Origin of the sequence: Methylophaga sp. UBA3192 (genome assembly GCA_002363955.1) — a bacterium.
In the GTDB taxonomy this organism is placed as follows: domain Bacteria; phylum Pseudomonadota; class Gammaproteobacteria; order Nitrosococcales; family Methylophagaceae; genus Methylophaga.
Genome location: DEXE01000006.1, coordinates 483,209 through 506,693, shown reverse-complemented (window position 1 = coordinate 506,693; position 23,485 = coordinate 483,209). Strand labels below are relative to the sequence as shown.

Annotated in this window: 13 protein-coding genes and 1 riboswitch; of the genes, 8 read left to right on the top strand and 5 right to left on the bottom strand. The window is 45.4% G+C overall.

The genetic code is table 11. From position 1 onward, the window contains the following. Positions 1-37 precede the first annotated feature (37 nt). The 5 genes from B2337_RS09410 to B2337_RS09390 all read left to right on the top strand — a co-directional run bounded on the left by B2337_RS09410 (position 38) and on the right by B2337_RS09390 (position 11,839). On the top strand, positions 38-1,909 hold the full coding sequence (locus B2337_RS09410; RefSeq protein ID WP_292415087.1) for a methyl-accepting chemotaxis protein: 1,872 nt from the start codon (positions 38-40) through the stop codon (positions 1,907-1,909). Between the two features lie 96 nt (positions 1,910-2,005). Next, on the top strand, positions 2,006-5,893 hold the full coding sequence (locus B2337_RS09405; RefSeq protein ID WP_292415085.1) for a PAS domain-containing protein: 3,888 nt from the start codon (positions 2,006-2,008) through the stop codon (positions 5,891-5,893). 67 nt (positions 5,894-5,960) lie between these two features. Continuing rightward, positions 5,961-8,108 carry an EAL domain-containing protein gene (locus B2337_RS09400; RefSeq protein ID WP_292415296.1) on the top strand — a complete coding sequence of 716 codons (2,148 nt, stop codon included), beginning with the start codon at positions 5,961-5,963 and terminating at the stop codon, positions 8,106-8,108. Positions 8,109-8,339: 231 nt separating this feature from the next. Next, positions 8,340-10,139, top strand: coding sequence for an assimilatory sulfite reductase (NADPH) flavoprotein subunit (locus B2337_RS09395; protein ID WP_292415084.1), 1,800 nt, complete (start codon positions 8,340-8,342; stop codon positions 10,137-10,139). Next, entirely contained in the window at positions 10,139-11,839 is a 1,701-nt protein-coding gene (locus B2337_RS09390; RefSeq protein ID WP_292415083.1) for an NADPH-dependent assimilatory sulfite reductase hemoprotein subunit, read from the top strand. The genes B2337_RS09395 and B2337_RS09390 overlap by 1 nt, the downstream gene beginning before the upstream one ends. A 148-nt stretch (positions 11,840-11,987) precedes the next feature. On the opposite strand, the gene ettA is transcribed toward B2337_RS09390, so the two are convergent. The 4 genes from ettA to B2337_RS09370 all read right to left on the bottom strand — a co-directional run bounded on the left by ettA (position 11,988) and on the right by B2337_RS09370 (position 18,893). Next, entirely contained in the window at positions 11,988-13,646 is a 1,659-nt protein-coding gene (ettA, locus tag B2337_RS09385) for an energy-dependent translational throttle protein EttA (protein WP_292359415.1), read from the bottom strand. A gap of 120 nt (positions 13,647-13,766) precedes the next feature. Then, on the bottom strand, positions 13,767-14,066 hold the full coding sequence (locus B2337_RS09380; protein ID WP_292359417.1) for a DUF2149 domain-containing protein: 300 nt from the start codon (positions 14,064-14,066) through the stop codon (positions 13,767-13,769). After that, positions 14,059-14,505, bottom strand: a complete 447-nt coding sequence (locus tag B2337_RS09375; protein ID WP_292415082.1) for a MotA/TolQ/ExbB proton channel family protein — start codon at positions 14,503-14,505, stop codon at positions 14,059-14,061. Before B2337_RS09375 ends, B2337_RS09380 begins: the two co-directional genes overlap by 8 nt. Next, a complete protein-coding gene (locus tag B2337_RS09370; protein WP_292415081.1) occupies positions 14,505-18,893 on the bottom strand; it encodes a cobaltochelatase subunit CobN in 4,389 nt (1,462 codons plus the stop codon). The genes B2337_RS09375 and B2337_RS09370 overlap by 1 nt, the downstream gene beginning before the upstream one ends. A gap of 98 nt (positions 18,894-18,991) precedes the next feature. Further along, a riboswitch (cobalamin riboswitch) is annotated at positions 18,992-19,279 on the bottom strand. 225 nt (positions 19,280-19,504) lie between these two features. Between B2337_RS09370 and B2337_RS09365 the strand changes: the two genes are divergently transcribed. The 3 genes from B2337_RS09365 to B2337_RS09355 all read left to right on the top strand — a co-directional run bounded on the left by B2337_RS09365 (position 19,505) and on the right by B2337_RS09355 (position 22,068). Beyond that, positions 19,505-20,083 carry a LemA family protein gene (locus tag B2337_RS09365; protein WP_292415080.1) on the top strand — a complete coding sequence of 193 codons (579 nt, stop codon included), beginning with the start codon at positions 19,505-19,507 and terminating at the stop codon, positions 20,081-20,083. 2 nt (positions 20,084-20,085) lie between these two features. Then, positions 20,086-21,117, top strand: a complete 1,032-nt coding sequence (locus B2337_RS09360; protein ID WP_292415079.1) for a M48 family metalloprotease — start codon at positions 20,086-20,088, stop codon at positions 21,115-21,117. A 96-nt stretch (positions 21,118-21,213) separates the two neighbouring features. After that, complete coding sequence (locus B2337_RS09355; RefSeq protein WP_292742543.1) at positions 21,214-22,068, top strand: alpha/beta fold hydrolase; 855 nt, start codon at positions 21,214-21,216, stop codon at positions 22,066-22,068. A gap of 11 nt (positions 22,069-22,079) precedes the next feature. Here B2337_RS09355 and B2337_RS09350 read toward each other — a convergent pair whose 3' ends face one another. Beyond that, on the bottom strand, positions 22,080-23,135 hold the full coding sequence (locus B2337_RS09350; RefSeq protein ID WP_292415077.1) for a calcium/sodium antiporter: 1,056 nt from the start codon (positions 23,133-23,135) through the stop codon (positions 22,080-22,082). Positions 23,136-23,485: the final 350 nt, after the last annotated feature.

Below are 23,485 nucleotides of genomic sequence, written 5' to 3'. Positions count from 1 at the left end.
GTATGATAATTTCCCGATATCTTTGGAGCACAGCAACATGAAGTCATTATCCGTCCAAGCAAAAATGTTGCTTTTAAGCGGTCTTATGGTTACCGGTATCGTTGTTCTGGCGGCAATGCTAAGTTTTGGTATGCACTCACTGGTGCAGATTGGTCAGTCGAGCACACTGAGCAGTCAGGCAGAAACAACCATGCAGAGCTTACGGATCAATGAAAAAGACTTTTTCAACCGCCTCGACCTCAAATATCAGACGCAATTTAATGAAAACCACCGCATTATCAAACAACAGCTTTCTGATTTAGATTCACAGCTTAAATCAGAGGATATTCAGCTTGAAAATTTCTCACATTTATTAGAATTGCTCCAACAATATCATGCTGGTTTTAATGAAATAGTAGCAACTCAGCAAACCATTGGCCTGAATCATACAGATGGACTTTATGGCACATTACGCGCATCGGTTCATGAGGCCGAACAAATGCTGGGCAAATTTCAGGATGATACTTTATTAAAAGATATGTTGATGTTACGTCGCAATGAAAAGGACTTTCTATTACGTAAAGACGTGAACTATCTGGATACATTTAACAAAAATCTGCAGGTTTTTTATCAGAATCTGCAACAAAGCTACCTGAGTGATTTCGAACAACGTGAAATATCGGGTTTAATGCAAAACTACAGCAGCGATTTTACCACTCTGGTGAAAACATACGAGGAACTTGGATTTAATGAAGATCTCGGACAGATTGGTTCAATGAGAACGATTGTATATGAGATCCAGGATTTGCTTCATGATACTGCCGAACAAATCGCTGACGAACTCCTGATGCATGAAAAGTCGATCTTTATCAAAGCGATAATCTCCATCATCGTCATTCTTGCTGCCTTGGTAATACTTTCTCAATTAATCAGCCGTAGCGTCGTTAACCCAATAAATTTACTGGCTGAGGTAATGAAACGGGCACAGCAAAATAAAGATCTGACCCAGCGTGCTCATGTTGAAGGCAAAGATGAAATCGTGCAGATGGCGGATGTGTTCAACCAGATGATGGGCGCTTTCAGTCAACTGATTCAGGAAGTATTCGACTCTTCTCGCCAACTCAATGTTGCCGCTGAAGAGTTAACGGTCATCACCGGTCAAACCAGCCGCGGCGTAATGAGTCAACAAAGCGACAGCGAACAGGTTGCCACGGCCATGAATGAAATGGCGGCTACCGTTCAGGAAGTCGCCCGTTATGCTTCACAGGCTGCGGAGGCTTCACGTACAGCTGATGATGAAACCAAAGCAGGCAAACAGGTGGTTGTTGAGGCCATTGAGGGGATTAAACAACTCGCTAAACAAGTTGAAATGGGCGCAATATCCATAAAAGACCTGCAAAAGGAAAGTGAGAACATTGGCAGTGTTCTTGGCGTGATTCAGGGGATTGCGGAACAAACTAATTTATTGGCATTGAATGCGGCAATTGAAGCAGCCAGAGCAGGTGAATCGGGCCGGGGTTTTGCTGTGGTTGCCGATGAGGTCAGAACCCTGGCCAAACGCAGTCATGACTCAACAGAAGAAATCAAAAAAATTATTGATCGATTACAAACAGAGGCTGAGAAAGCTGTTCAGGTTATGGACGAAGAACTTGTACAAGCCAATCAAAGTGTGGAAAAAGCAGAAAAAGCAGGGCAGTCGCTGGATATCATTGCTGAGTCAGTCGCTTCTATTCGCGATATGAACACACACATTGCCAGTGCTGCAGAGGAGCAGTCGGCTGTCGCTGAAGAAATAAATCGTAATATTGTCAGCATTGCTCAGGTTGCCGAAGAAAATGCAGAAAGTACCAATCAAACGACATTGACCAGTCAGGAACTGGCCAGATTGGCAAACGGATTGGAAACCCAAATCAGTCAATTCAAAATTTAGAGCAGATAAAATTTCACTGGCGGCTCGGGCTAACTCTGTTATATGGTGGTGATGGATATCATTTAATCTGATCTTTATAGACAAGCGAGCGAGAAAGTGAGCAACAACACTGAGGCCGAGGACTATTTATTAAGAGTGCTGATGAATCAGCAATCGCAGGCCGTATTTATTTTTAAGGATAATTTATTACTCACAGCCAACTCCGAAGCCTTACGACTAATCAAAGCCTCAGATGAAAACGACATTGTCGGCCTGCCATTTGAGGCTTTTTTTTCTGATGAGTTTGATAAAACGGCTTTTCAAGCAAGAGCACCATTTCAATCGCCTTTAACGCTTATCTGTCAGAGTGAAGCTCAACGTTATCCGGCGACACTCGTGCTCGATGATGATGACAATAAATTACTGGTTATTTTATCCAGCGAGGTTCTGCCAGGTCCGGCACAACAATGGATTGCTGCAGATTTAGGGGCATCCCCCACACTGATAGGCCACTGGATATTTGACACCACCACTTCGCATTTATGGTGGGGGCCACAGACATTCGAAATCTTTGCTAAATCGACAACGAATTTTTCACCAACTTTGCCGACCATGCTGGATTTGATTCATCCAGATGATAAACAACATGTGAAAAATGCTTTTAATCTGGCGTTCACTAATCAGACTCACCTTGATGTGTGTCACAGGATTTTAATCGCCGGCAATGAATTACGTTACCTCCGACAACGGGCCACCTGGATTCCTGAAAAAAATGAGCTGTTTGGCACCGTATTGGATTTGACTGATATCCGACAACAAATCAGCCATACCGATCACTTGTTACGCTTAATGGATGAAACACAGCGTATTGGTCATATGGGTAGCTGGGAAATAGATTTGCTTAACGAAAAGGTGATTTGGTCTGAACAGACTGCAGTCCTGTTCGGCATCAGACTGGATGACTTCCCGGGCACAATTGAAAGCTTTCTGCAATTTATTCTGCCAGAAGATAAAGCCAACCTGCATTTATCCAGCGCCAAACCGAGTAATGCCGGTATCAATGAGGCTGAGTATCGAATTATTCGGCAAAGTGATGGGGAAATTCGTTGGCTATCCGAATGTGGAAAATCGGTTTTCAATGCCAGTGGCCAGGAAATACGCCGCCTGGGTATGACGATCGATATCACAGAGCGTAAGCGTCTGGAAATGATACAAAAACTGGAATCCAGAATGATAGAAGCTGTTGCCTCCAATATGGATTTGCATCAGATCATGGATCAGATCGTTTTGGGTATTGAGGAGATTTTACCGAACACCATTGCATCAATCTTACTGATAGATGAAGAAGGTAAACGTTTGCTTAATGGCTCGGCTCCTAATTTACCCGTTAAATATAACGAAGCCATTCATGGAGAACCGATAGGCCCCAAAGCAGGGTCCTGTGGAACAGCCGCTTTTCTGAAAAAGCCGGTGATTGTCTCCGATATTGCTACCGATCCGTTATGGGAAAATTATCGGGATTTAGCGTTAGCTTATGATCTGCGGGCTTGTTGGTCTCATCCAATATTTAATGAAAAACAAAAGGTTATTGCTACCTTTGCCATTTATCATAATAGGATAATAAGTCCTGGACCAGAGCAGCAGGACACCATCGAGCGAATTTCAAAAATTATTTCCATTGCGATTACCAAACAGCAAAATGAAGCGCGTTTGCGGGTCAGTGAAAGTCGTTTTCGAAATGCCTTTCAGGATGCGGCTACCGGTGTGGCAATTACCACTATTGATGGTCGACACCTTGAATGTAATCAAGCGTACTGCGACATGCTGGGTTATTCGAATGACGAGCTCATGCAACTTGGTTTTCAGCAACTGACGGCTCCTGATGATAATCCCCTCAATCAACAGAAAATCAATGACATTCTGCTGGGGATCTCTGACAGTTGCATCCTTGAAAAAAGATTCATCAGTAAAACCAAAGACACAATCTGGGCAAGATTGAGTATTACCGTACAACGTGATGACAATGGTCAACCACTGCATCTTATTGCGATTACCGAAAACATTACCGCTACCAGGCTCGCAGAAGAACAGCGTTCTGAAGCGGAAAGATCGCTGATGCAATTATTACGAAACCTACCCGGAGTAGCTTACCGGAGTTTATGTGATGAGCACTGGACCATGTTGTATGTCAGTGAAGCCTTTTATCGTTTGACTGGGTATAACGCCGAAGATGTTATTGGTAATCAGCATATTGATTTTGCCAGTATTATCCATCCGGATGATCGTGAGGCGATGTATGCTGAAACCTTAAAAGCACTCGATCAGAACCAACCATTTCAGGTCGAATATCGCATTGTCCGAAAAGATGGAGCTGTACGTTGGTTCTGGGAGCAGGGCAGTGGTGTGCGCGACAGTGATGGCAATTTGCAAGCCATAGAAGGTTATATCACTGATATAACCCGACAAAAAGTGGCCGATGCCAGTATCCGTGAGAGTGAACAACGTTTTCAATTATTATCCAAAGCCACCAATGATGCGATATGGGATTGGGATCTTATTACCAACAATCTCTGGTGGAGCGATAGTTTTGCAACACTGTTTGGTGTCTATTCAGGTGAGGCAGAACCCTCTTTGAAAGACTGGGAAAAACGGATACACCCAGATGATCGCAGCAGAGTGGTGAATAACCTTAACAGAGCAATTGATACCCATCAGCAGGGCTGGTCGGATAATTATAAGTTTCTGCGCCAGGATGGCAGTTATGCTGACGTTCTCGATCGTGGATATGTCATTTACAATGATACGAATGATGCCATCCGTATGGTTGGTGGCATTACCGATATTTCCGAACGGCTGGAGATGGAAGAGAAGCTCCGCCAGTCACAACGCCTTGAAGCGGTTGGTCAACTGACTGGTGGTGTAGCACATGATTTTAATAATTTGCTGACGGTAATTGTCGGCAACGCCGAAATCATTACTGAATCACTTGATGCAGAGTCCAGGTTACGAGGCTTATCTGAGATGATTCAGGAAGCCGCCGATCGCGGATCGGATTTAATTCAAAGTTTACTGGCATTTGCCAGACGACAGCCGCTGGACCCAAAACATATTGATGCCAACCAACTGTTAAAAAACTTCCAATCATTACTGAGTCGATCGATTGGAGAAGCTATTCAGCTGGAACTGGCCCTGCAACCGGATCTCTGGCTGGCTCAGGTGGATCCTGGCCAATTGGAAAATGCCTTGTTAAATCTCGCACTGAATGCCAGAGATGCAATGCCCTCAGGTGGACGGTTATTGATTGAAACGCTGAATGTTTCGCTTTCCGAAGATTATGGCTCACAGCATGATGTGTCACCTGGAGAGTATGTCATTATTGGCGTTTCTGATACGGGTGTCGGCATTGCTCCGGAAAACCTGGACAGAGTTTTTGAACCGTTTTATACCACCAAAAGTAAAGAGAAAGGCACCGGACTTGGCCTGGCAATGGTGTATGGTTTTGCCCGACAGAGCCTGGGGCATATCAACGTATATTCTGAACTTGCTCAGGGAACAACCATTCGACTTTACTTGCCCAGATCCCCGGAAGAAGTCACAGCAGCGGAAAATTCTGCCGTTTTGCCAACTCAGCCAAAAACCGGACAAGAGCATATTTTGATTGTCGAAGATGATGATTTGGTCAGAAGTTATGTGATCTCACAGTTGGAACTGATGGGCTATCAGGTCATAAGTGCTTCAAATGGTATCGAAGCCATGGAAATTATTCAGAGTGATACAAAAATCGATCTTCTGTTTACTGACGTAGTCATGCCCGGAGGCATGAGTGGCCGGGATCTGTCAGACAAAGCTCTGCGGATTCGGCCGCAATTAAAAGTGTTATTCACCTCTGGATATACGGAAAACTCTATTGTCCATCATGGGCGATTAGACCCCGGAGTCATGTTACTGAGTAAGCCCTACAGCCGCGATGAATTAACCACAAAAATACGTCAGGCATTAGATTGAGAGAAATAAATCACCAAGTTGATTTAATCGCTGATTTGCTATTACTAATTAAGTGTATTCTGTGACAATGAACGAACTTAAAGTACTTATTCTGGATGACAATAATCTTACTGCAAGAGCGATAGCGAATGTCGCAGAGTTTATTGGTCTGTCAGCCAAAGTCACCTCTGATTTTCAAAGTTTTCTTGAAATCTTTCATCAGTGGAAGCCGCAGTATCTGATTATTGATTTGATCATGCCGGATATGGATGGTGTCGAGGTCTTGGGAAAATTAGGGCAAATGCAGGTTGATGCCCAATTAATCATTACCAGCGGTGCTGGACAGCAGTTATTGCATGCGGCTGCGCGTTCGGTAGGGGCGCATGGTCTGAATGTATTAGGAATCCTGCCCAAACCATTCAACCCAAAAGCATTTCGGGATTTGATTAATGCTGAGTCTGTCAACACGGCTGATAACACCTTTGGGCAGCAATTGCGAGAGGAAAGTCAGGCAAACACCATCAGTGTAACTGAGCTGGAACAGGCGATAAATGCGCGCGACATTTATATGGTCTATCAGCCAAAAGTCTCTTGTATCAGTGGTGCATTAACGGGATTTGAAGCACTGGCAAGATGGCATCATCCGGAAAAAGGCTTTATTTCACCGGAAAAATTTATTCCATTAGCCGAACAGAATCATCTTATCGATCAATTAACGTTGCAGGTTTTTGAACAGGCATTACCTTTTTTAACGCAGCTTCAGGCAGCAGATGCTACGTTAAACGCGCAAAACCGTGACCTGTTGCTGTCAGTGAATATTTCTGCTGTATCACTAAAAAATCTGGCCTTATTCAAACAAATCGAATTGCTTTGTGAAGACCACAATATTAAGCCCGATCAGTTGATTTTGGAGTTAACCGAAACCGCCGCTATGGATGATCCGGTCATGTCACTGGATATATTGACCCGACTGCGTCTTCGTGGCTTTCGGTTATCGATTGACGATTTCGGCACAGGATTCTCGTCCATGCTGGCTTTGGTTCGAATGCCTTTTTCAGAAGTCAAAGTCGATAAAACCTTTGTAATGACATCAGCTGATTCCCGTGAATCCAGACTGGTTATCAAAGCCATTATTGAGCTTGCCCATAGCTTGAATATGCAAGTGGCTGCCGAAGGTATTGAAGATAACGAAGCATTGGAATTACTACGAAAAATGGGTTGCGACCAGGCCCAGGGGTATTTTATCGGACGGCCAATGTTGCCTGAAGCTTTTATCGACTGGTCAAGGAAAAGCTCGGAAAACATTGATTTATATAGAATTAAGCATTTGCAGGGGCTGGGGCTTCTGGATAGTGAACCTGAGCATCGCTATGATCGCATTACAAAGCTCTGCACGCGGGTATTTAATGTGAATATGAGCATGATCTCATTGATCGATGAAAATCGGCAATGGATAAAATCGTCCCAGGGTTTTAGCCAACGACAAACCGAACGATCCGTAGCATTTTGTAATCAAACCATTGCTCAGGACGATATTTTTGTTGTTGCTGACACATTACTGGATCATCAATATGCCAATAACAATATGGTGATTGAAGCTCCGCATGTGCGCTTTTATGCGGGATGTCCTATTCGTGCCAGGTCATCGGGTACGAAATTAGGCGCGCTTTGTCTGAAACATTCTGTACCTAAAACATTTTCTGCCATGGACAAGGCATTATTAAAGCAATTAACAGAAATGGTTGAGGATGAAATTGATTACAACCCGTTACTTGATGAAGATAAGCTCACCGGCTTAATCAATCGTGATGCATTTGAACGAAGAGCACAAAAGTTGCTCAATATTTTTGTACCGCTTCAAACAGCACTGTCAATGTATTATTTTGATGTCAATAACTACAAACGTATTATCCAGGCGCATGGTATTTCGGCGGGTGATGAATCACTCATTCATTTTTCAAGATTATTGAGTGAAACCTTTACCGACACAGAATTAGTAGCCAGACTGGTTGATGATGAGTTTGTTGTTTTAGGCATCTGTGAACAGTTGGATAACAAATTGGAAATCCTGGCAGCAGCAGTGGAAAATTATAATGCCAGTGTAAGTCCGCACCTTAATATTGAATATACATTTGGTACTGCTTCAAGCGATGCAATAGCTAATGTCGATTTACAATCCTTATATATGTTCGCTGATACCGATTTGAACGAACATAAAAGCCACTCAAACAGTTGATATTGACTGTTTTGTAACCATATTGCTGTTCTATATCGTATTTTCGATATGGTGACGGCAAAAATTTCACAATAATTTACAGATCATCCATTAGACTTATGGAATGGGATAATCTGTTCTTATATTTATATAAACTATATAGAAATAAAAACATATAGTTTCTGTTTATATATAAAGTTTGTTATTTTGTGCAGTGCCTACAGCTAATTTTTTAAGAGATAACTCAAAACCATGAATATCAGGTTGCCAAACGCACCATTAACTGATGAACAATTGCAGCAGCTGAATAACTTGCTTAAAGGCCTTGAAGGCTGGCAGGTAGATTGGCTTTCAGGCTATTTATCCGGTTATCGTGCGGCCCAAAGCAGTTCTGTCGCTGCAGAAATAGCACCTTCTTTATCAGATCAAACTATCAAACTCACCATTCTTTATGGCTCACAAACGGGTAATACAGAGGCTGTTGCCGGACAACTTGCTGAGAAAGCGAAAGTCAGAGGTATTGAAGTCAAGCTTTGGGATATGGCTGAATACAAGGCACGAGAACTCAAAAACGAACAATATCTGGCCGTTTTAACTTCTACGCACGGCGAGGGCGAGCCACCGGATAATGCGATGGATTTATATGAGTTTCTTGGTAGCCGAAAAGCGCCCGGATTAAAAGGTTTGCAATACAGCGTGCTTTCACTGGGTGACTCCAGTTATGAGTATTTCTGTCAAACTGGTAAAGATTTTGACGAGCGTCTGCAAAAACTTGGCGCAACCACTGTTATTCCGCGAGTAGATTGTGATGTGGATTACGATGATCTGGCGGAAAAATGGATTGCTGAATTTGTTGAGTCTCTGACCAGCTCCATGCAGGCCAGTGCAGCTCCACCTTCAGCCTCTGCGGGGCTGAGTCAGGTAGAAACATCAGTTCAATATGATCGTAAAAACCCATTTCCCGCACCATTGCTTGAGAACCAGATTCTTAGTGGTCGTGGCTCCAGAAAGGAGGTCAGACATATTGAAATTTCATTGGAGGGCTCTGGATTACAATACCAGCCGGGGGATGCTTTAGGTGTTTATCCTCAGAATGATCCTGTTCTGGTGGCGATGCTGATTGATGCGCTGGAATTTGATGCTGACAGTCCAGTAGAACTTGATGAACAAACAGAAACCTTAACCAATGCATTGATGCATCATCGTGAAATTACTGTTTTAACCCGGCCATTAGTTGAAAAATGGGCTGAACTGGCCCAGTCCGATGAACTTACTAAACTGATGGAAAACAAAGCCGCCGTCACTGAATGGATCCGTGGCCGTGATGTGTTGGATTTGGTACAAAGCTACCCATTAGCTGACATAGATGCCAATGGCTTTATTAAATTGCTGCGTAAACTGCCGCCAAGATTATATTCGATTGCCTCCAGTCAGGCTGCGGTTGATGAAGAGGTGCATATCACCGTGGCAACGGTTCGTTTTAACGCCCATAACCGTGAGCGGGGCGGGGTAGCCTCAAGCTGGTTAGCTGATCGCTTAGCCGAAGATGCCACGATTCCGGTGTATATCGATGGTAACAAAAACTTCAAATTGCCTGCCGATGATGATGCACCGATAATTATGATTGGCCCAGGTACCGGTGTGGCGCCGTTCAGAAGTTTTATGCAGGAACGTGAAGAGCGGGGCGCTCGTGGAGCTAACTGGCTGTTCTTTGGCGATCAGCATTTCCTGACTGATTTTCTGTATCAGACGGAATGGCTGGCCTGGCGCAAATCCGGGTTGTTAACCCATCTGGACGTCGCATTCTCGCGTGACCAAACCGAGAAAATCTATGTGCAGCACCGACTTCGTGAAAAATCCATCGAAATCTGGAACTGGCTACAGGAAGGGGCATACATATATGTCTGTGGTGATGCCGATAATATGGCGCCGGATGTCAATGAAGCCCTGATTGATATTATCAGTCAGCAGGGTAATAAAAGCCGTGATGATGCTACTGAATTCCTGCGTCAATTGACGCGTGACAAACGTTACCAACGTGATGTGTACTGATGAATACTAAATTACCTGAAGCAGAACAACTGAAACTCGACAGTCGCTACCTGCGCGGCACTATTGCCGAAGGGCTGGAAGATGCTGTTACCGGTGCGATTTCAGAAGATGACAACAAATTAACCAAATTCCATGGCAGTTATATGCAGGATCATCGGGATTTGCGTGATGAGCGCCGTCGTCAAAAACTCGAACCACTCTATTCGTTTATGGTTCGGCTGCGTATTGCCGGGGGTGTTGTCACTCCGCAGCAATGGCTGGGTTTGGATGCGATTGCCGATGATTGCTCCAATGGCACTTTGCGGATCACTACCCGGCAGACCTTTCAGTATCATGAAGTATTGAAAAAAGATCTGCGTTCCTTGATGCAACAGGTCAACGCCGTGGGCTTGGATACTAAAGGTGCTTGCGGTGATGTGAATCGCAATGTGGTGACCAACGTCAATCCACATCAATCTTCAGTGCATGCGGAAGTGCATCAGATTTCCCAGGCCATCAGCGATCATTTGTGCTGGCAATCCGGTGCCTATGCCGAAATCTGGCTGGGCGAACAATGTGTTTATCAACCGGGAAAATCTGAAGAACCGTTCTATGGTGATCGTTATTTACCGCGTAAATTTAAAATTGGTATCGCCATTCCACCGGAAAACGACAGTGATGTATTGGCCAACGATATTGCGTTAATTGCCATTATTGAAAACGATGAATTAATCGGATTCAACGTCGCTGTTGGTGGCGGTATGGGAATGACTTATGGTGAAACAGCAACCTTTCCACGCTTAGCCACCATGGCCGGTTTTGTCCCTAAAGATAATATCGTCAAAGCCTGCGAAACCATTGCCGCCATTCAACGTGATTTTGGTGATCGCAGTGTCAGGGCACATGCTCGTTTTAAATACACCATTGATGATCATGGTATTGAGTGGTTTAACGATAAATTCACCGAATACCAGGGTGAAGCGATGACGCATGCCAGACCGTTTGAATTAGTGCGTAATGGTGATCGGTTTGGCTGGATTCAGGGTGAAGATGGTCAATGGCATCTGACTTTATACATATATAGCGGCCGTGTTGCCGATACGGATACACTGTTGTTACGTACGGCGTTAAGGGAAATTGCCAAGGTGCACACTGGCGAATTTCGCATGACCTGTAATCAAAACCTGATTATTGCCAATATCAGTCCAGCACAAAAACCTGTGATAGAAGCATTGGTTGAGCAATATCAACTGGATATCGGTGATCGTCGTCCGGCATTACGTCTAAATGCAATGGCCTGTGTGGCGTTGCCCACCTGTGGTCTCGCCATGGCTGAATCCGAACGCTATTTACCGACTTTTCTGAGTAAGCTGGAACAGATAATGAGTGATGTGGGTCTGCCGGATGAGCTGATTAATATTCGTATTACAGGTTGTCCCAATGGCTGCGCCAGACCTTACTTGGGTGAAATTGCGTTAACCGGTAAAGCCGTGGGGCGCTATAACCTGAATCTGGGCGCGGATTTCAGCGGGCAGCGATTGAATCGCTTGTATCTGGAAAATGTGGATGAAAAAACTATTCTGGCAACATTGAAACCGATGATCGAACAGTTTGCTGCTGAACGTGAGCAAGATGAGCATTTTGGCGACTTTCTGATCCGTGTCGGTATTCTCGGCACCGAACGGACACCAGAAATGATGCATAAGCCTTTGGTTGATTGAAATCTAACCACAGAGACACAGAGTACACAGAGAAATTAAATAAGTTTTTTTCATGGGTAGGTCGGGTTAGCGTAGCGTAACCCGACAAAATCCGTTTTAAACCTCTGTGCACTCTGTATCTCTGTGGTTAATCATTCAAAACCTAACGTTAATTCATTCGGCGGTATTTGATACGTTCCGGCTGATGATCTTTACCAAAGCGCTTGAAGTAATCTTCAGCATATTCGCTATAGTTACCTTCAAAAAACACCACGCTGGAATCACCTTCATAGGCAATCATATGTGAACAAACACGATCCAGAAACCAGCGATCATGCGAAATAACTACCGCAGAACCCGGGAAGGAGAGAATGGCTTCTTCCAAAGCGCGTAACGTTTCGATGTCCAAATCATTGGTCGGTTCATCAAGCAATAACACGTTGCCACCTTCTTTAAGCAGTTTGGCCATATGCAAACGATTACGCTCACCGCCGGATAAATCCTTAACGAACTTCTGCTGATCAGAACCCTTAAAGTTAAAGCGTCCACAATACGCACGAGAAGGGGTTTGATAATTTCCGACAGTAATCATATCGGCACCATCAGCAATTTCTTCAAATACTGTTTTTGTGCCATCCAGTTCACGTGCCTGATTTACGTAGGCCAACTGCACTGTGCTACCAATTTCAATTTCACCTGAATCGGGTTTTTCCTCGCCGGTAATCATTCGGAACAAGGTGGATTTACCTGCACCATTCGGCCCGATAATGCCAACAATCGCACCGGGTGGAATGGTTATATTAAGGTTTTCAAACAGCAGTTTATCGCCATACGACTTGGTGACGTTACGCAGTTCAATGACCTTGTCGCCTAAACGTGGGCCAGGTGGAATATAGATTTCCTGAGTTTCATTACGTTTCTGGAATTCACGCGAATTCATTTCTTCAAACTGTTTCAAACGGGCTTTGGATTTTGCCTGACGCCCTTTGGCCCCCTGACGGACCCATTCAAGTTCAGCTTGAATGGCTTTATTATGCGAGGCTTCCTGCTTGGCTTCCTGCGCCAGACGTTGATCTTTTTGTTCCAGCCAGGAAGAGTAGTTGCCTTCATAAGGAATGCCACGACCCCGATCCAGTTCCAGAATCCAGCCAGCGGCGTTGTCGAGGAAATAACGATCATGGGTAATCGCGACAACGGTACCCGGATATTCCTGCAGGAAACGCTCAATCCAGGCAATGGACTCGGCATCCAGATGGTTAGTCGGTTCGTCCAGCAATAACATATCGGGGTTATCAAGCAATAAACGGCATAACGCAACACGGCGACGTTCACCACCCGATAAGACACCCACTTTGGCATCCCATGGCGGTAAACGTAGTGCATCGGCTGCACGCTCCAACGCATTGTCCAGATTGTGTCCATCTTTGGCGGTAATCAGGTTTTCCAGTTCACCCTGTTTTTTGGCCAGTTCATCAAAGTCCGCATCCGGCTCAGCGTATGCCGCATAAATTGCATCCAGTTCATCCAAAGCGGCTTTGACATCGGAGACCGATTCTTCAACGATTTCGCGAACCGTTTTGCTGTCATCCAGTTCCGGTTCCTGGGGCAGATACCCCACCTTCATATTAGGCATCGGCCGAGCCTCACCGATATAGTCGTTATCGACCCCTGCCATAATGCGAAGCAGGGTGGATTTACCTGAGCCATTCAAACCTAACACACCGATTTTGGCGCCAGGAAAGAAGGATAGGGAAATATCTTTTAAAATTTCGCGCTTGGGCGGCACAATTTTGCCCACGCGGTTCATGCTGTATACGTATTGAGCCATTTTAAAATCCAATAAAAACAGGAGTTCAGTAGAAGCGGTGATTCTACCTGAAATTGCTTTTGGATTGGCGGGCGGAACGAAAAACTTTTACTTATTTCGGCTTATCATCAGACCTGAAGATTACTCGCCGATTAAAATCAGTTTCCCAGTTTGTGGATCACGATAAACCTGACCTACAGCTTCGTAGCCACTGCCATCCTGCATTTGTTGCTGCATATTTTCTGGCATTGTTGGCAGTTCTTTGCCCAGGGTAATTTCCTGAGGCTGTACGTCGAAATGGTCCTGTAGATCGGTGCTGAAAGCAACCAATGCAGCGATTAATCCACAAGCAAATACCAGGACAATATCAATCAAATTGGCCAATGGACCCAATGGATCTTCATCGGTATCAAGAAAGGCACTGCGCCGCCATTTATCCATTTTGCTGTTCCAGCTGCGTGAGTGCTGCATCGTACCAACGACGACGCATACGGCCAATCACAAAACCAATCATGCCAGCCAACAAACCAATGACGGTGGTATCAAACGCCACTATCATCGCCGTCGTCAGAATTTTTAGTTGTCCTTCACCTAATGCGGCAAGTCCTGGGCCTAATGGTATTAAGGTACCCATCAAGCCCAGCATCGGCGCGAGCCGGGTAATAAAATCAGCCCGTTCAATACGACGTTTGCCAATGGCGATCAGTGATTGACTGTCTGATTGTTGTGCCAAACGGGCAATACCCCAAAAACGTTCGCCAATGGCAATTCCAGATTCATATACAGCCAGCCCCACAAAGAATAATAAGGCCCATACCACCGGCGTTAATAAAAAACCGGTAAGTTGGTGCATTAATTCCAATGAAAAATGCGGATACATTACATAGCTCCTTTACGACCGCGCCATAAACCGGCAGCGACAATGACCGATAAAGCCATCAACGTCCATAACCAAAGCAGATTGGTATCATTCGAACTTGAGTTATCAGCTTGATTATCATGATCGTTTTGCTGGCTAGCATCCTGATTGAACTGTAATTCCTGAATGTGCGTCGGTAAGGTTTCACCATCTGAATTTTGCATTCGACTTCGGGCCAATACGGCCTCCAGAGCTGTTGCCTGATCAGTATCAATATGCGATTTCACAAAATCATACATCGGGTGATTAGCATGGGTGTGACCACTGCCGGGAATACCTTTATCAATAATATTGGCGGCAAATTGCTCAGCCAGTTGTCGTTTTGTCGCCATATCGGCATCCCAAAAGCCTTTATCAATCGCCACCAGCATGACTGCCAGAATATTAGTTTGAACATGCTGTCGATGACTTTCACTGAGAAACGCATCCAGCCCCAGTTGCAGACTGTCATCCACATACACCGCTTTAACTTCTTCCCAAACCTGATCGGTAATGATCTCTGGGCTGGTAACCTGCCAACCCCACAGGTATTCAATAAACTCACTGCCCATCGTGCGGGCACCGGCATAACCTTCGTTCATCAATGGCTTAATCCATTGTGGATTAAGATAGCGGGCACGCAACTCACTGAGCAATGCCTGAGGCAAATTATCGATACGCAGATTATCGTTATTGCTGTGATTTATCACCGCGCTGCCGGGTTGCTCGCCACTCACCATTTCCACCGCCAGATTGAAACCGCCGAGATAATCAAACGCATCATTGTTATCCATCAGACCGTAGAGATTACTGGCACGTCCCAGAAAAGTCTGTGACACCCCGGCAAGCTGCTGTTTGAACAATTCCGGTTGTGATTCTCCCTGCAGACCACTGCCATAGGCATGGGCCATACGTTTGATAAATACATCGGCCAACTCGCTACGATCTTCCCAGGCAGATGAACGTTCGGCTAAACGATTAATACCAGCACCATATGATCCCGGTGCAATACCAAATACCCGCAAACTGGTTTCTCGACCTAACAGCGCCGGAGCAATATTCGGTTGTTGGGCCAGACGTTGTCTGGCTTCCTTAACCCAATTTGATGCCACCAGATTTTTATCCAGCGCTTCCTCGCCACCTTGTTGCCATTCGCCTAATGGTTGCAAAGCTGCTTTAAGCGCAATGGCCAGAGCAGGGTAATCGCGAATGATCAAATCACGGCTGGCATCCAGAGCCAATAAGCTGGCTTTATCCAATAACACCAGATGTTCACCATATAAATCCCTGAATAAACCTGAGGTGGTAAACAGCACATCCAGTCGCTGCGGTTGTTCTGAGTTTAATGGCAGACGTTCCAGACCTTTTATTATGCCCCGACTGTTCCATATTGGGCGGACACCCAGCAGTTTCATGCCAAAGGCAATCATCGCACCTTCATCACGCACTGAATCTGACGCCCATAAAATCACACCTTGTTTATTACGATCGCCGATTTTATGCCCCTCAATATGGCCTTTCTCAGCCGCTAATACCGGTGCAGCCAATTGCTGGCCAATTTCAAAACCCAACCGGGTGGGTAATAAACTGCCATCCAAAGCATAAAAATTTCGTCCTGTGGGCAAAGCATCCGGAGTACGGATGGGATCGTTACCTTTACCCGGCGCAATGAAATGACCATTCAAGCCATTTAACAGCGCTTGAATTTCAGCGGCTGGCGATATTTTCAGCTTTTGATAGATAGCTTCACGTTGCTGGTCAGTGGATTCACTGTTATCTATCATCGAAGTCATCATGGTATCCAGCCCTTCAGCGGACCAGTCACGGCCAAATACATGCAAGCCAAGCGGCATAAAGGTTTCCTGGAAATGGGTCAGATAATGACCGACTTCATGCAATAGAAAATCGTCATCAATGTCGTCAAAACCGGCGCCGCGAACCAGCAATTCTTCATCCATGCTGGCAATCAATTCATCACGCAGGCCCATGGTTTCGATTTGTTCACGTAAAGTGACAATAGCGCGATCCCGGGTGGCTTTGTCTGAAGCGGCTTCCGCGCTTTCAATCAATTGACGTAGTTGCAGCAGATCGTCATACAGTTCAGTGACGGCAAGCGGGGGAGTTAAATGATCAATGATAACCGCCTGACCACGCCGTTTGGCTTGAATGCCTTCACCCACACCATCGACGATATAGGGATAAATTCCGGGCACCTCACCGGCAATGATGCTGGGGTAATCATCTTCGCCCAGGCCAACACTGCGTTTTGGTAAAAACTCATAGGTCGAGTGACGACCGACATGTACCATGGCATCAGCATTAAATTGCGACTGGATAAAATGATAAAACGCCAGATATTGATGCGGCGGCGGGAAGGACATATTGGCATGCAACAATTCTTCATGGATTTCCCAGCCACGCGGTGGTTGTGGACCAATAAACACATTGCCAAATTGCACGCCGGGAATCAGTAACTGATTATCCCAGACCATCACTTTGCCGGGTACTTCACCCCAGCCACGAATACCTTCTATCTGCATTTCCAACAGGGCATCATGTAATGATTCGCTATGTTGCCAGTCAGGTTTTTTACCTTGAGCAGCAGCGGCGATGATCTGCTGATAATCCTGTTCCAGCTGGGTTAATAAATCCAATGCCCGACTGCGCCCGGGATGACGCAAACCATCCAGCGCGTGATGAATATCCGTCGTAGTTTGCTGCATAAACCCTGACAACAAATCCAGTTGAGACTGTCGAACGCTTACATTTTCCAACGCCAGCGCCTGCTTAATAGCATCACGCATCCGCTGCTGTAAAGCTGCCAAAGGACCATCAATCATTTCAGCCTGAACAGTTGCCGGTAACTGTTTGAACCAGCGTTGATAATCATCAGCTGTCATAGTGTTAGCAACCTTGGACATTGCTGATAATGCTTCAGCGTCTTCAGGTAAATTCACCCCTTGAAGTTGCAGCATATCCAGCAAAGATTCCGCATCTTTTGGCAGCTCACCTGTCTGATAACCTGCGTTTTTAAGCGCATTTAATATTTCCAATAAACTTTCCGGCACATTCAGATTATCGGCGCCGATATTGTGTCTGCCGGGAGGATGGTTGTAATAAATAATCGCAACACGTTTATCAGCATTGTCTTTTTGTTGCAGGTCCAGCCAGCGTTGCATGCGTATTGCCTGGCGGTTAATTTCGCTGGTGACAGGCAGACTTTGCGTAAGCTGTGCACCGGTTTGCTGATCAAGCTTTGCCGGCTCCGATAAGGCTAATATCTGCGGCTGACTAACCCCCTGTAACTCGGGCATGGCGATTCGGTAATGAATCGAGTCGCGTGGAACACCTTGTGCCGATAAATCATAATCAGCTTGAGTCAGCTCCGTTATACGGATACCTTTTACTACCGGCACATTCATTTCGGTAAACAGCTGTTCCACCTGTTCCCGACCATCACCACCACCAATCACAAAATCCTGAATGGAAACCAGGCCCCATGGCGTATTTTGCAAGTGGTTGTTCATCAGATTGTGGATAGTTTGAATCGCCTCAACACTGGGTTCCCCCCAGGCGGCCAAAACTGAAATGCATTGGCTGTTCAATGCCTGGCAGTATTGTTGATGCAATTTCCATTCACCGGTTAAATCGCCAGTATCGTGATCCAGTAACCAGACAACGGGTTGAGAAGACTGTAGTTGTTTTGCAAGTTCAGTAGGGGAAAGCCATTGTATTTTTTCAGGAGTATGCAAAGCAAAGCGCAGGGCGCCGACCAGTTGCATTTCGGCTATTCTGCTGCCATCTGACAGCAACATATCCAGTAAGTTACGGGCATTTTCGGTTGAACGGTTCACCCAGTAGGCACGAGCCTGTAACCAGTTTTGATAGGCGGGATACTTATCTTGTTTGGCCTGTAGCATTTCTGCCGAGCTTAATGAGGTTTTATCGCTAAGCACCTGTTCAGGAATGAATTCTGCAACGGGATCACTATTTAATTGAATGAGTCGCTGATCACTATGTAATACATAGCGTTTTTGCTTAAGCTGATATTGACGACTCAGTAAACGCTCAACGGCATCACCAAATACCCCCACTATTAATAAGCTGCCGCTGTTATCAAGTAATTGCTGAAGGTCATTATCATTCAGCGAATTAAGCTGACTGACGGTACGAATTTGTATCTTAGCATCAGCCTGCTGTTGCAATAGCTGATGCGCGCCAGCCACCAGGGTTGGAGCAGATCGGTCCGACACGATAACGGTGACACTTTGCTCTGTTGCATGCGCTGCTGATATCGCGGCGGTCACTGCAATAATAAGGAAAAAAATCTGCTTCAGCAGTCTGAGGGAGAATTTGAAAATAAAAGACATAAAGCATCCTGCCGAAGCAATAACAGCGATCAATTGGTCAATAGCGGGCAGGGGACAGTATGAGTGTAATCTCGGAACGTTCAGGCACCCCGCCACGACTCCTTAGTTAGCTTCGGGCCGGTCTCCGGACTTACAGCTTAGCCATGCGATCTGTTTTCTTTCAATCGATGGCGATGAAAGTTAACAGACCATAGGCATCATTTCTCGTCTTCCCATACCGAAGTACAGTGACTGTCGATCTATCAGGCAGATAGCGACCAGAGCTATGAAGTAACTGTTTACCGTTGCGGGGGCAGTACAGGCATAACCAAACGAGTGGGTCACCTGTTTCCCGTTTAACCTTTATCACATGTTGTAATAAAGGCACCTGAAACTGCCAGCGATAATACAGACAATTGTTATTCAAGCAAACCAGACGATATTTTAGTAATACGAGTCAGCTTGCAAATGTTGCTTGATTGGCTTCAAAAGTAAGTCCCAAAATGCTATTGAGATAATATTTGGCTGAACATTAATAGCCCTTAGCTTTCATAGTCAGTAAGCTGTTTCGAACTGTGGGTAACTAATTCATAATTAATCACGACATTAAGTTCACTATAAGGAGAGTCAATATGGAATGGGTATTACTAGGGATTGCCGGCTTACTGATTTTATATGTGATTATTGAATACAATAAATTGGTGCGGCATCGAAATATCTTTCAAAATGCATTCAAACAGATAGACGTCACACTTAAACAGCGTCATGACATGATTCCGCAATTGGTGAGCACCGTAAAAGGCTATGCCAAGCATGAACAGGAAACCCTTAATGGGGTCATTGAAGCTCGCAATCAGGCAGAAAAAATGCGTGATCAAATTGATTCGGGCGATGCGAAGTCCATGCTGGCGCTGGGGCAGGCTGAGAGTGTTTTAGGAAAAGCAATGGGTGGCATTTTTGCGTTATCAGAAGCTTATCCAGATCTTAAAGCAGATGGTGCTTTCCGGGATCTGATGGAACAGCTGACCAGCATTGAAAATAAAGTCGCAGCCTCACGCCGCGGCTACAATAATACGGTGCTTGAATATAACAATGTTCTGGAAACTTTTCCGACCAATATTCTAGCCAATATGTTCAGCTTTACTCGCGCATCAGAGCTGGAGTTTGATGACCGTGAAGCGATTCAAGAAGCTCCCAAGGTTGAATTTTAAAAATGGCTGCAATGAGCAGCTATCAACTTGGAGCAAATGCCCGAAAACAAAGTCGGCTGATAATGACTTTGTTTCTCTTTTCCGTGGCATTGATTGCCGCCGTCATTGCCGCACTGGCTTCTGTCAGGATGAGCGGCGACAGCATTAATCAGACTGAACAGATAATGGTTAACTGGCCATTATTTGGGCTGGTTGCTGCCGGCGTTGCTACGGTAATTGTTCTCACCTCTGTCTGGAAAATTGTCACCATGGGAGGTGACGGTGCGAAAGTGGCTCATGCTTTAGGTGCAACCGAGATTAATGAGATAACGGGTGACCACTTGGTTACACGCTATAGAAACATTGTTGAGGAAGTGGCGTTGGGTGCCAGCCTCCAGACACCGCAGATTTTTATCATTGAAAACGAACCCGGAATTAATGCGTTCGCGGCCGGGAGCTCCCCCGATAATGCGGCTATTGCCGTGACTCGTGGCGCATTGACGTTATTAAATCGCGATGAACTGACTGCTGTTGTTGCTCATGAATTTGCCCATATCCGTAATCTGGATATGCGATTAAATCTGCGGGTCATTGGCCTGATTCATGGCTTAATGGCTTTGTATGTTTTGGGACGTATTTTGATGCATTCCGGCGGCCGGGGCAGAAAAGGGGGAGCCCAGATAGCCTTAATAGGGATTGCTCTGATCCTGTTGGGATTATTAGGGGCTTTTATGGGAAAAATCATGCAGGCAGCAATTTCTCGTCAACGTGAATATCTTGCTGATGCTGATGCTACACGCTATACCGGGGATCCTATCGCTTTAGCCGGTGCTTTGAAAAAAATAGGCAGCCTGAGCCAAAAAGGTATTAAAGAACCCGTACATGATGAATTGGAAGAGGCAAGACATATGATGTTTTCCGAGCTTTCTAACAAAATGTCCGGATTATTATCAACGCATCCTCCATTGGTTAAACGTATTCAGGTGCTGGATCCTGCTTTTGACCCAGAAAATAATGGCTGGCCTGTAATCGAAACAACCGAACAAAATAGTTAGCGCGTAATAACCGTGCAGATCATCAAATATTTTTCACTGCTGATAATCCTGCTTTGGGTCATATTCTATGCTGTGGCCAGATGGCAGGATCCTGAAGTGCTGAACATTGAAGACGCTCGCGATCCAGCTTCGTCTGGTCAGCTTGCCAGACTCAGTGCCGGTAACACTTTTTATGAATTGCAGGGACCTGAAAACGCACCATTGGTGATCCTGGTACATGGTTTTGCTATAGGCTCACACCTGTGGGATGGCACTTTCGACAGACTGGTTGCAGATGGCTTTCGTGTATTACGCTTTGATTTATATGGGCGAGGTTTTTCAGATCGACCAGACGTTATTTACGATAAAGATCTGTTTGTGAATCAGTTGCGGGCTTTGCTACAAACATTAGCCATTACTGAACCGTTTCATTTAGTCGGTATCTCAATGGGGGCGTTGGTTGCCGCTGAGTTTGCAGCAAACGAACCATTAAAAATAACCACCCTGACACTGTTATCGCCGTTAAGCCAACGCCAGGATGTTGCTTTATTTCAACTCCCGTTATTAGCTGATCCGTTGGCTATTGTGCTGATGAGAACCCAGTTGACGAAGCATATTGAAAATATGGTTTATCTGCCAGTGGCTGAACTGGATACGATAAAAACCCGTTTTTTAGACGAAATCATGGTGAAAGACACTCGAAAAAGCCTGCTATCTACAGCACGTCATTTGTTGGCCGATAACCATCTGGACACATACCAGCAGCTAGGCCAGCAGAATATTCCGACCTTATTAATATGGGGCAAACAGGATATCGTTACCCCATATTCAGAATCAGCAAAACTGTTGGCTATCTTGCCAGGAGCAGAGATGTTATCTCTCGACAATGTTGGTCATGCTCCACACTTGGAAGCCTCTGAGCAGGTTGACGACCGGTTACGACAGCACTTGACTCAGAAAGCTACTGACTAGTCACTTGTGCATTACTTATATCGCCGCTGTAATAAATCATTTATCAGGCACAGCAATACATAAAAACCAACTAAAGGTGCTAATCCATAGATCAGGACGGTTTGTAAATCTTGCAGATAGGGCAGGGATAAGGCTATTGCGATGGTAAACCACACATAAGCAACATATAACAGCAGGAATAAAAAGCCTTCGAAACGATTTAACGTGCTGCCGAGAAAGAACAATGGCAAACATAAAACTGCAACTGCAACCATCACCGGAAAATCGATTTGGCTTAACTGCTCGCTAGCCAGTAATGGGGTAGGTGATAGCAAACCTGACAAGCCTAATACCGCCAGAATATTAAAGATATTACTGCCGACCACATTGCCAATAGCGATATCTCGTTCACCTTTAATGGTGGCAACAATAGATGTCATCACTTCGGGTAAAGAAGTGCCAGCCGCAATGATGGTTAACCCAATGACTGCCTCACTGACACCAAATGAGGAGGCGATTGTCACGGCGCTTTGCAACAACCATCTGGCGCCCAGAACCAGTAACGCGAGGCCCACTATCAGTAGCAAAATATTTTGCCATATAGGTGCTGTTTGGCTGCTGGATGCTTGTCTGTCCTCGATACCGGTTTTTTTACCCTGATAAAACAGAAATACCGTATACAGAATGACTCCCAAAAACAGCAAACCAGCTTCCGGCTTGCCGATACTGCCGTCTTGAATCATCCATAAAGCAACAAAACTGACACCCATCATGATCGGCACATCCTGACGGATCAGCTGTTGCGAAACCATCAGCGGCATAATCAATGCAGCTAAGCCCAGAATAAACAGAATATTAAAAATATTACTGCCCACCACATTGGCAATGGCCAACTCGGCTTGTCCGGAAAATGCCGCTTTTACACTGACCGCTAACTCCGGTGCGCTGGTACCAAAAGCCACCACCGTAAGACCCACGACTAAAGCCGGAATACCAAAGCTGGTTGCTAAACGAGAAGCACCTTTAACCAGTAATTCGGCACCGACAATCAGCAAAACGAATCCTGCCGCTAACATTAACCACGTCATCTTCTTTATCCTTGATTAGGGCTTGTTTATCTTTCATATCCACCGCTGCTGGAGGCTATTTTTGTGTCCGACAAGGCGGAAAGCACGACGTGTAGCCTTCCTACATTAGTGATTGACAACGCAGTCGGCCGCAAAAATAGTCCCAGCCCTGCGGGTTGTGACTGAAAAAGCGCCACTTATGTCCACGGATGGACTGTATGCCGGCGCGCCAGGGAGGCGTGCGCCGGTCTGCGTTGCTCGTCGCTTATTTAGAATAACTACAAAAACGCCGGGAGCGTTTTTGAGCGTATAAGCCCCAATGGGGTGAGATACATGGATGTATATCACAAAAGGCGCTCCTCGTGCCTTGA

Excerpts from the sequence above, each read along its gene's own strand:
- B2337_RS09410 (WP_292415087.1), top strand. The coding sequence starts at position 38 with ATGAAGTCATTATCCGTCCAAGCAAAAATGTTGCTTTTAAGCGGTCTT.
- B2337_RS09400 (WP_292415296.1), top strand. The coding sequence starts at position 5,961 with ATGAACGAACTTAAAGTACTTATTCTGGATGACAATAATCTTACTGCA.
- B2337_RS09395 (WP_292415084.1), top strand. The coding sequence starts at position 8,340 with ATGAATATCAGGTTGCCAAACGCACCATTAACTGATGAACAATTGCAG.
- B2337_RS09390 (WP_292415083.1), top strand. The coding sequence starts at position 10,139 with ATGAATACTAAATTACCTGAAGCAGAACAACTGAAACTCGACAGTCGC.
- ettA (WP_292359415.1), bottom strand. The coding sequence starts at position 13,646 with ATGGCTCAATACGTATACAGCATGAACCGCGTGGGCAAAATTGTGCCG.
- B2337_RS09380 (WP_292359417.1), bottom strand. The coding sequence starts at position 14,066 with ATGGATAAATGGCGGCGCAGTGCCTTTCTTGATACCGATGAAGATCCA.
- B2337_RS09375 (WP_292415082.1), bottom strand. The coding sequence starts at position 14,505 with ATGTATCCGCATTTTTCATTGGAATTAATGCACCAACTTACCGGTTTT.
- B2337_RS09370 (WP_292415081.1), bottom strand. The coding sequence starts at position 18,893 with ATGTCTTTTATTTTCAAATTCTCCCTCAGACTGCTGAAGCAGATTTTT.
- B2337_RS09365 (WP_292415080.1), top strand. The coding sequence starts at position 19,505 with ATGGAATGGGTATTACTAGGGATTGCCGGCTTACTGATTTTATATGTG.
- B2337_RS09360 (WP_292415079.1), top strand. The coding sequence starts at position 20,086 with ATGGCTGCAATGAGCAGCTATCAACTTGGAGCAAATGCCCGAAAACAA.
- B2337_RS09350 (WP_292415077.1), bottom strand. The coding sequence starts at position 23,135 with ATGACGTGGTTAATGTTAGCGGCAGGATTCGTTTTGCTGATTGTCGGT.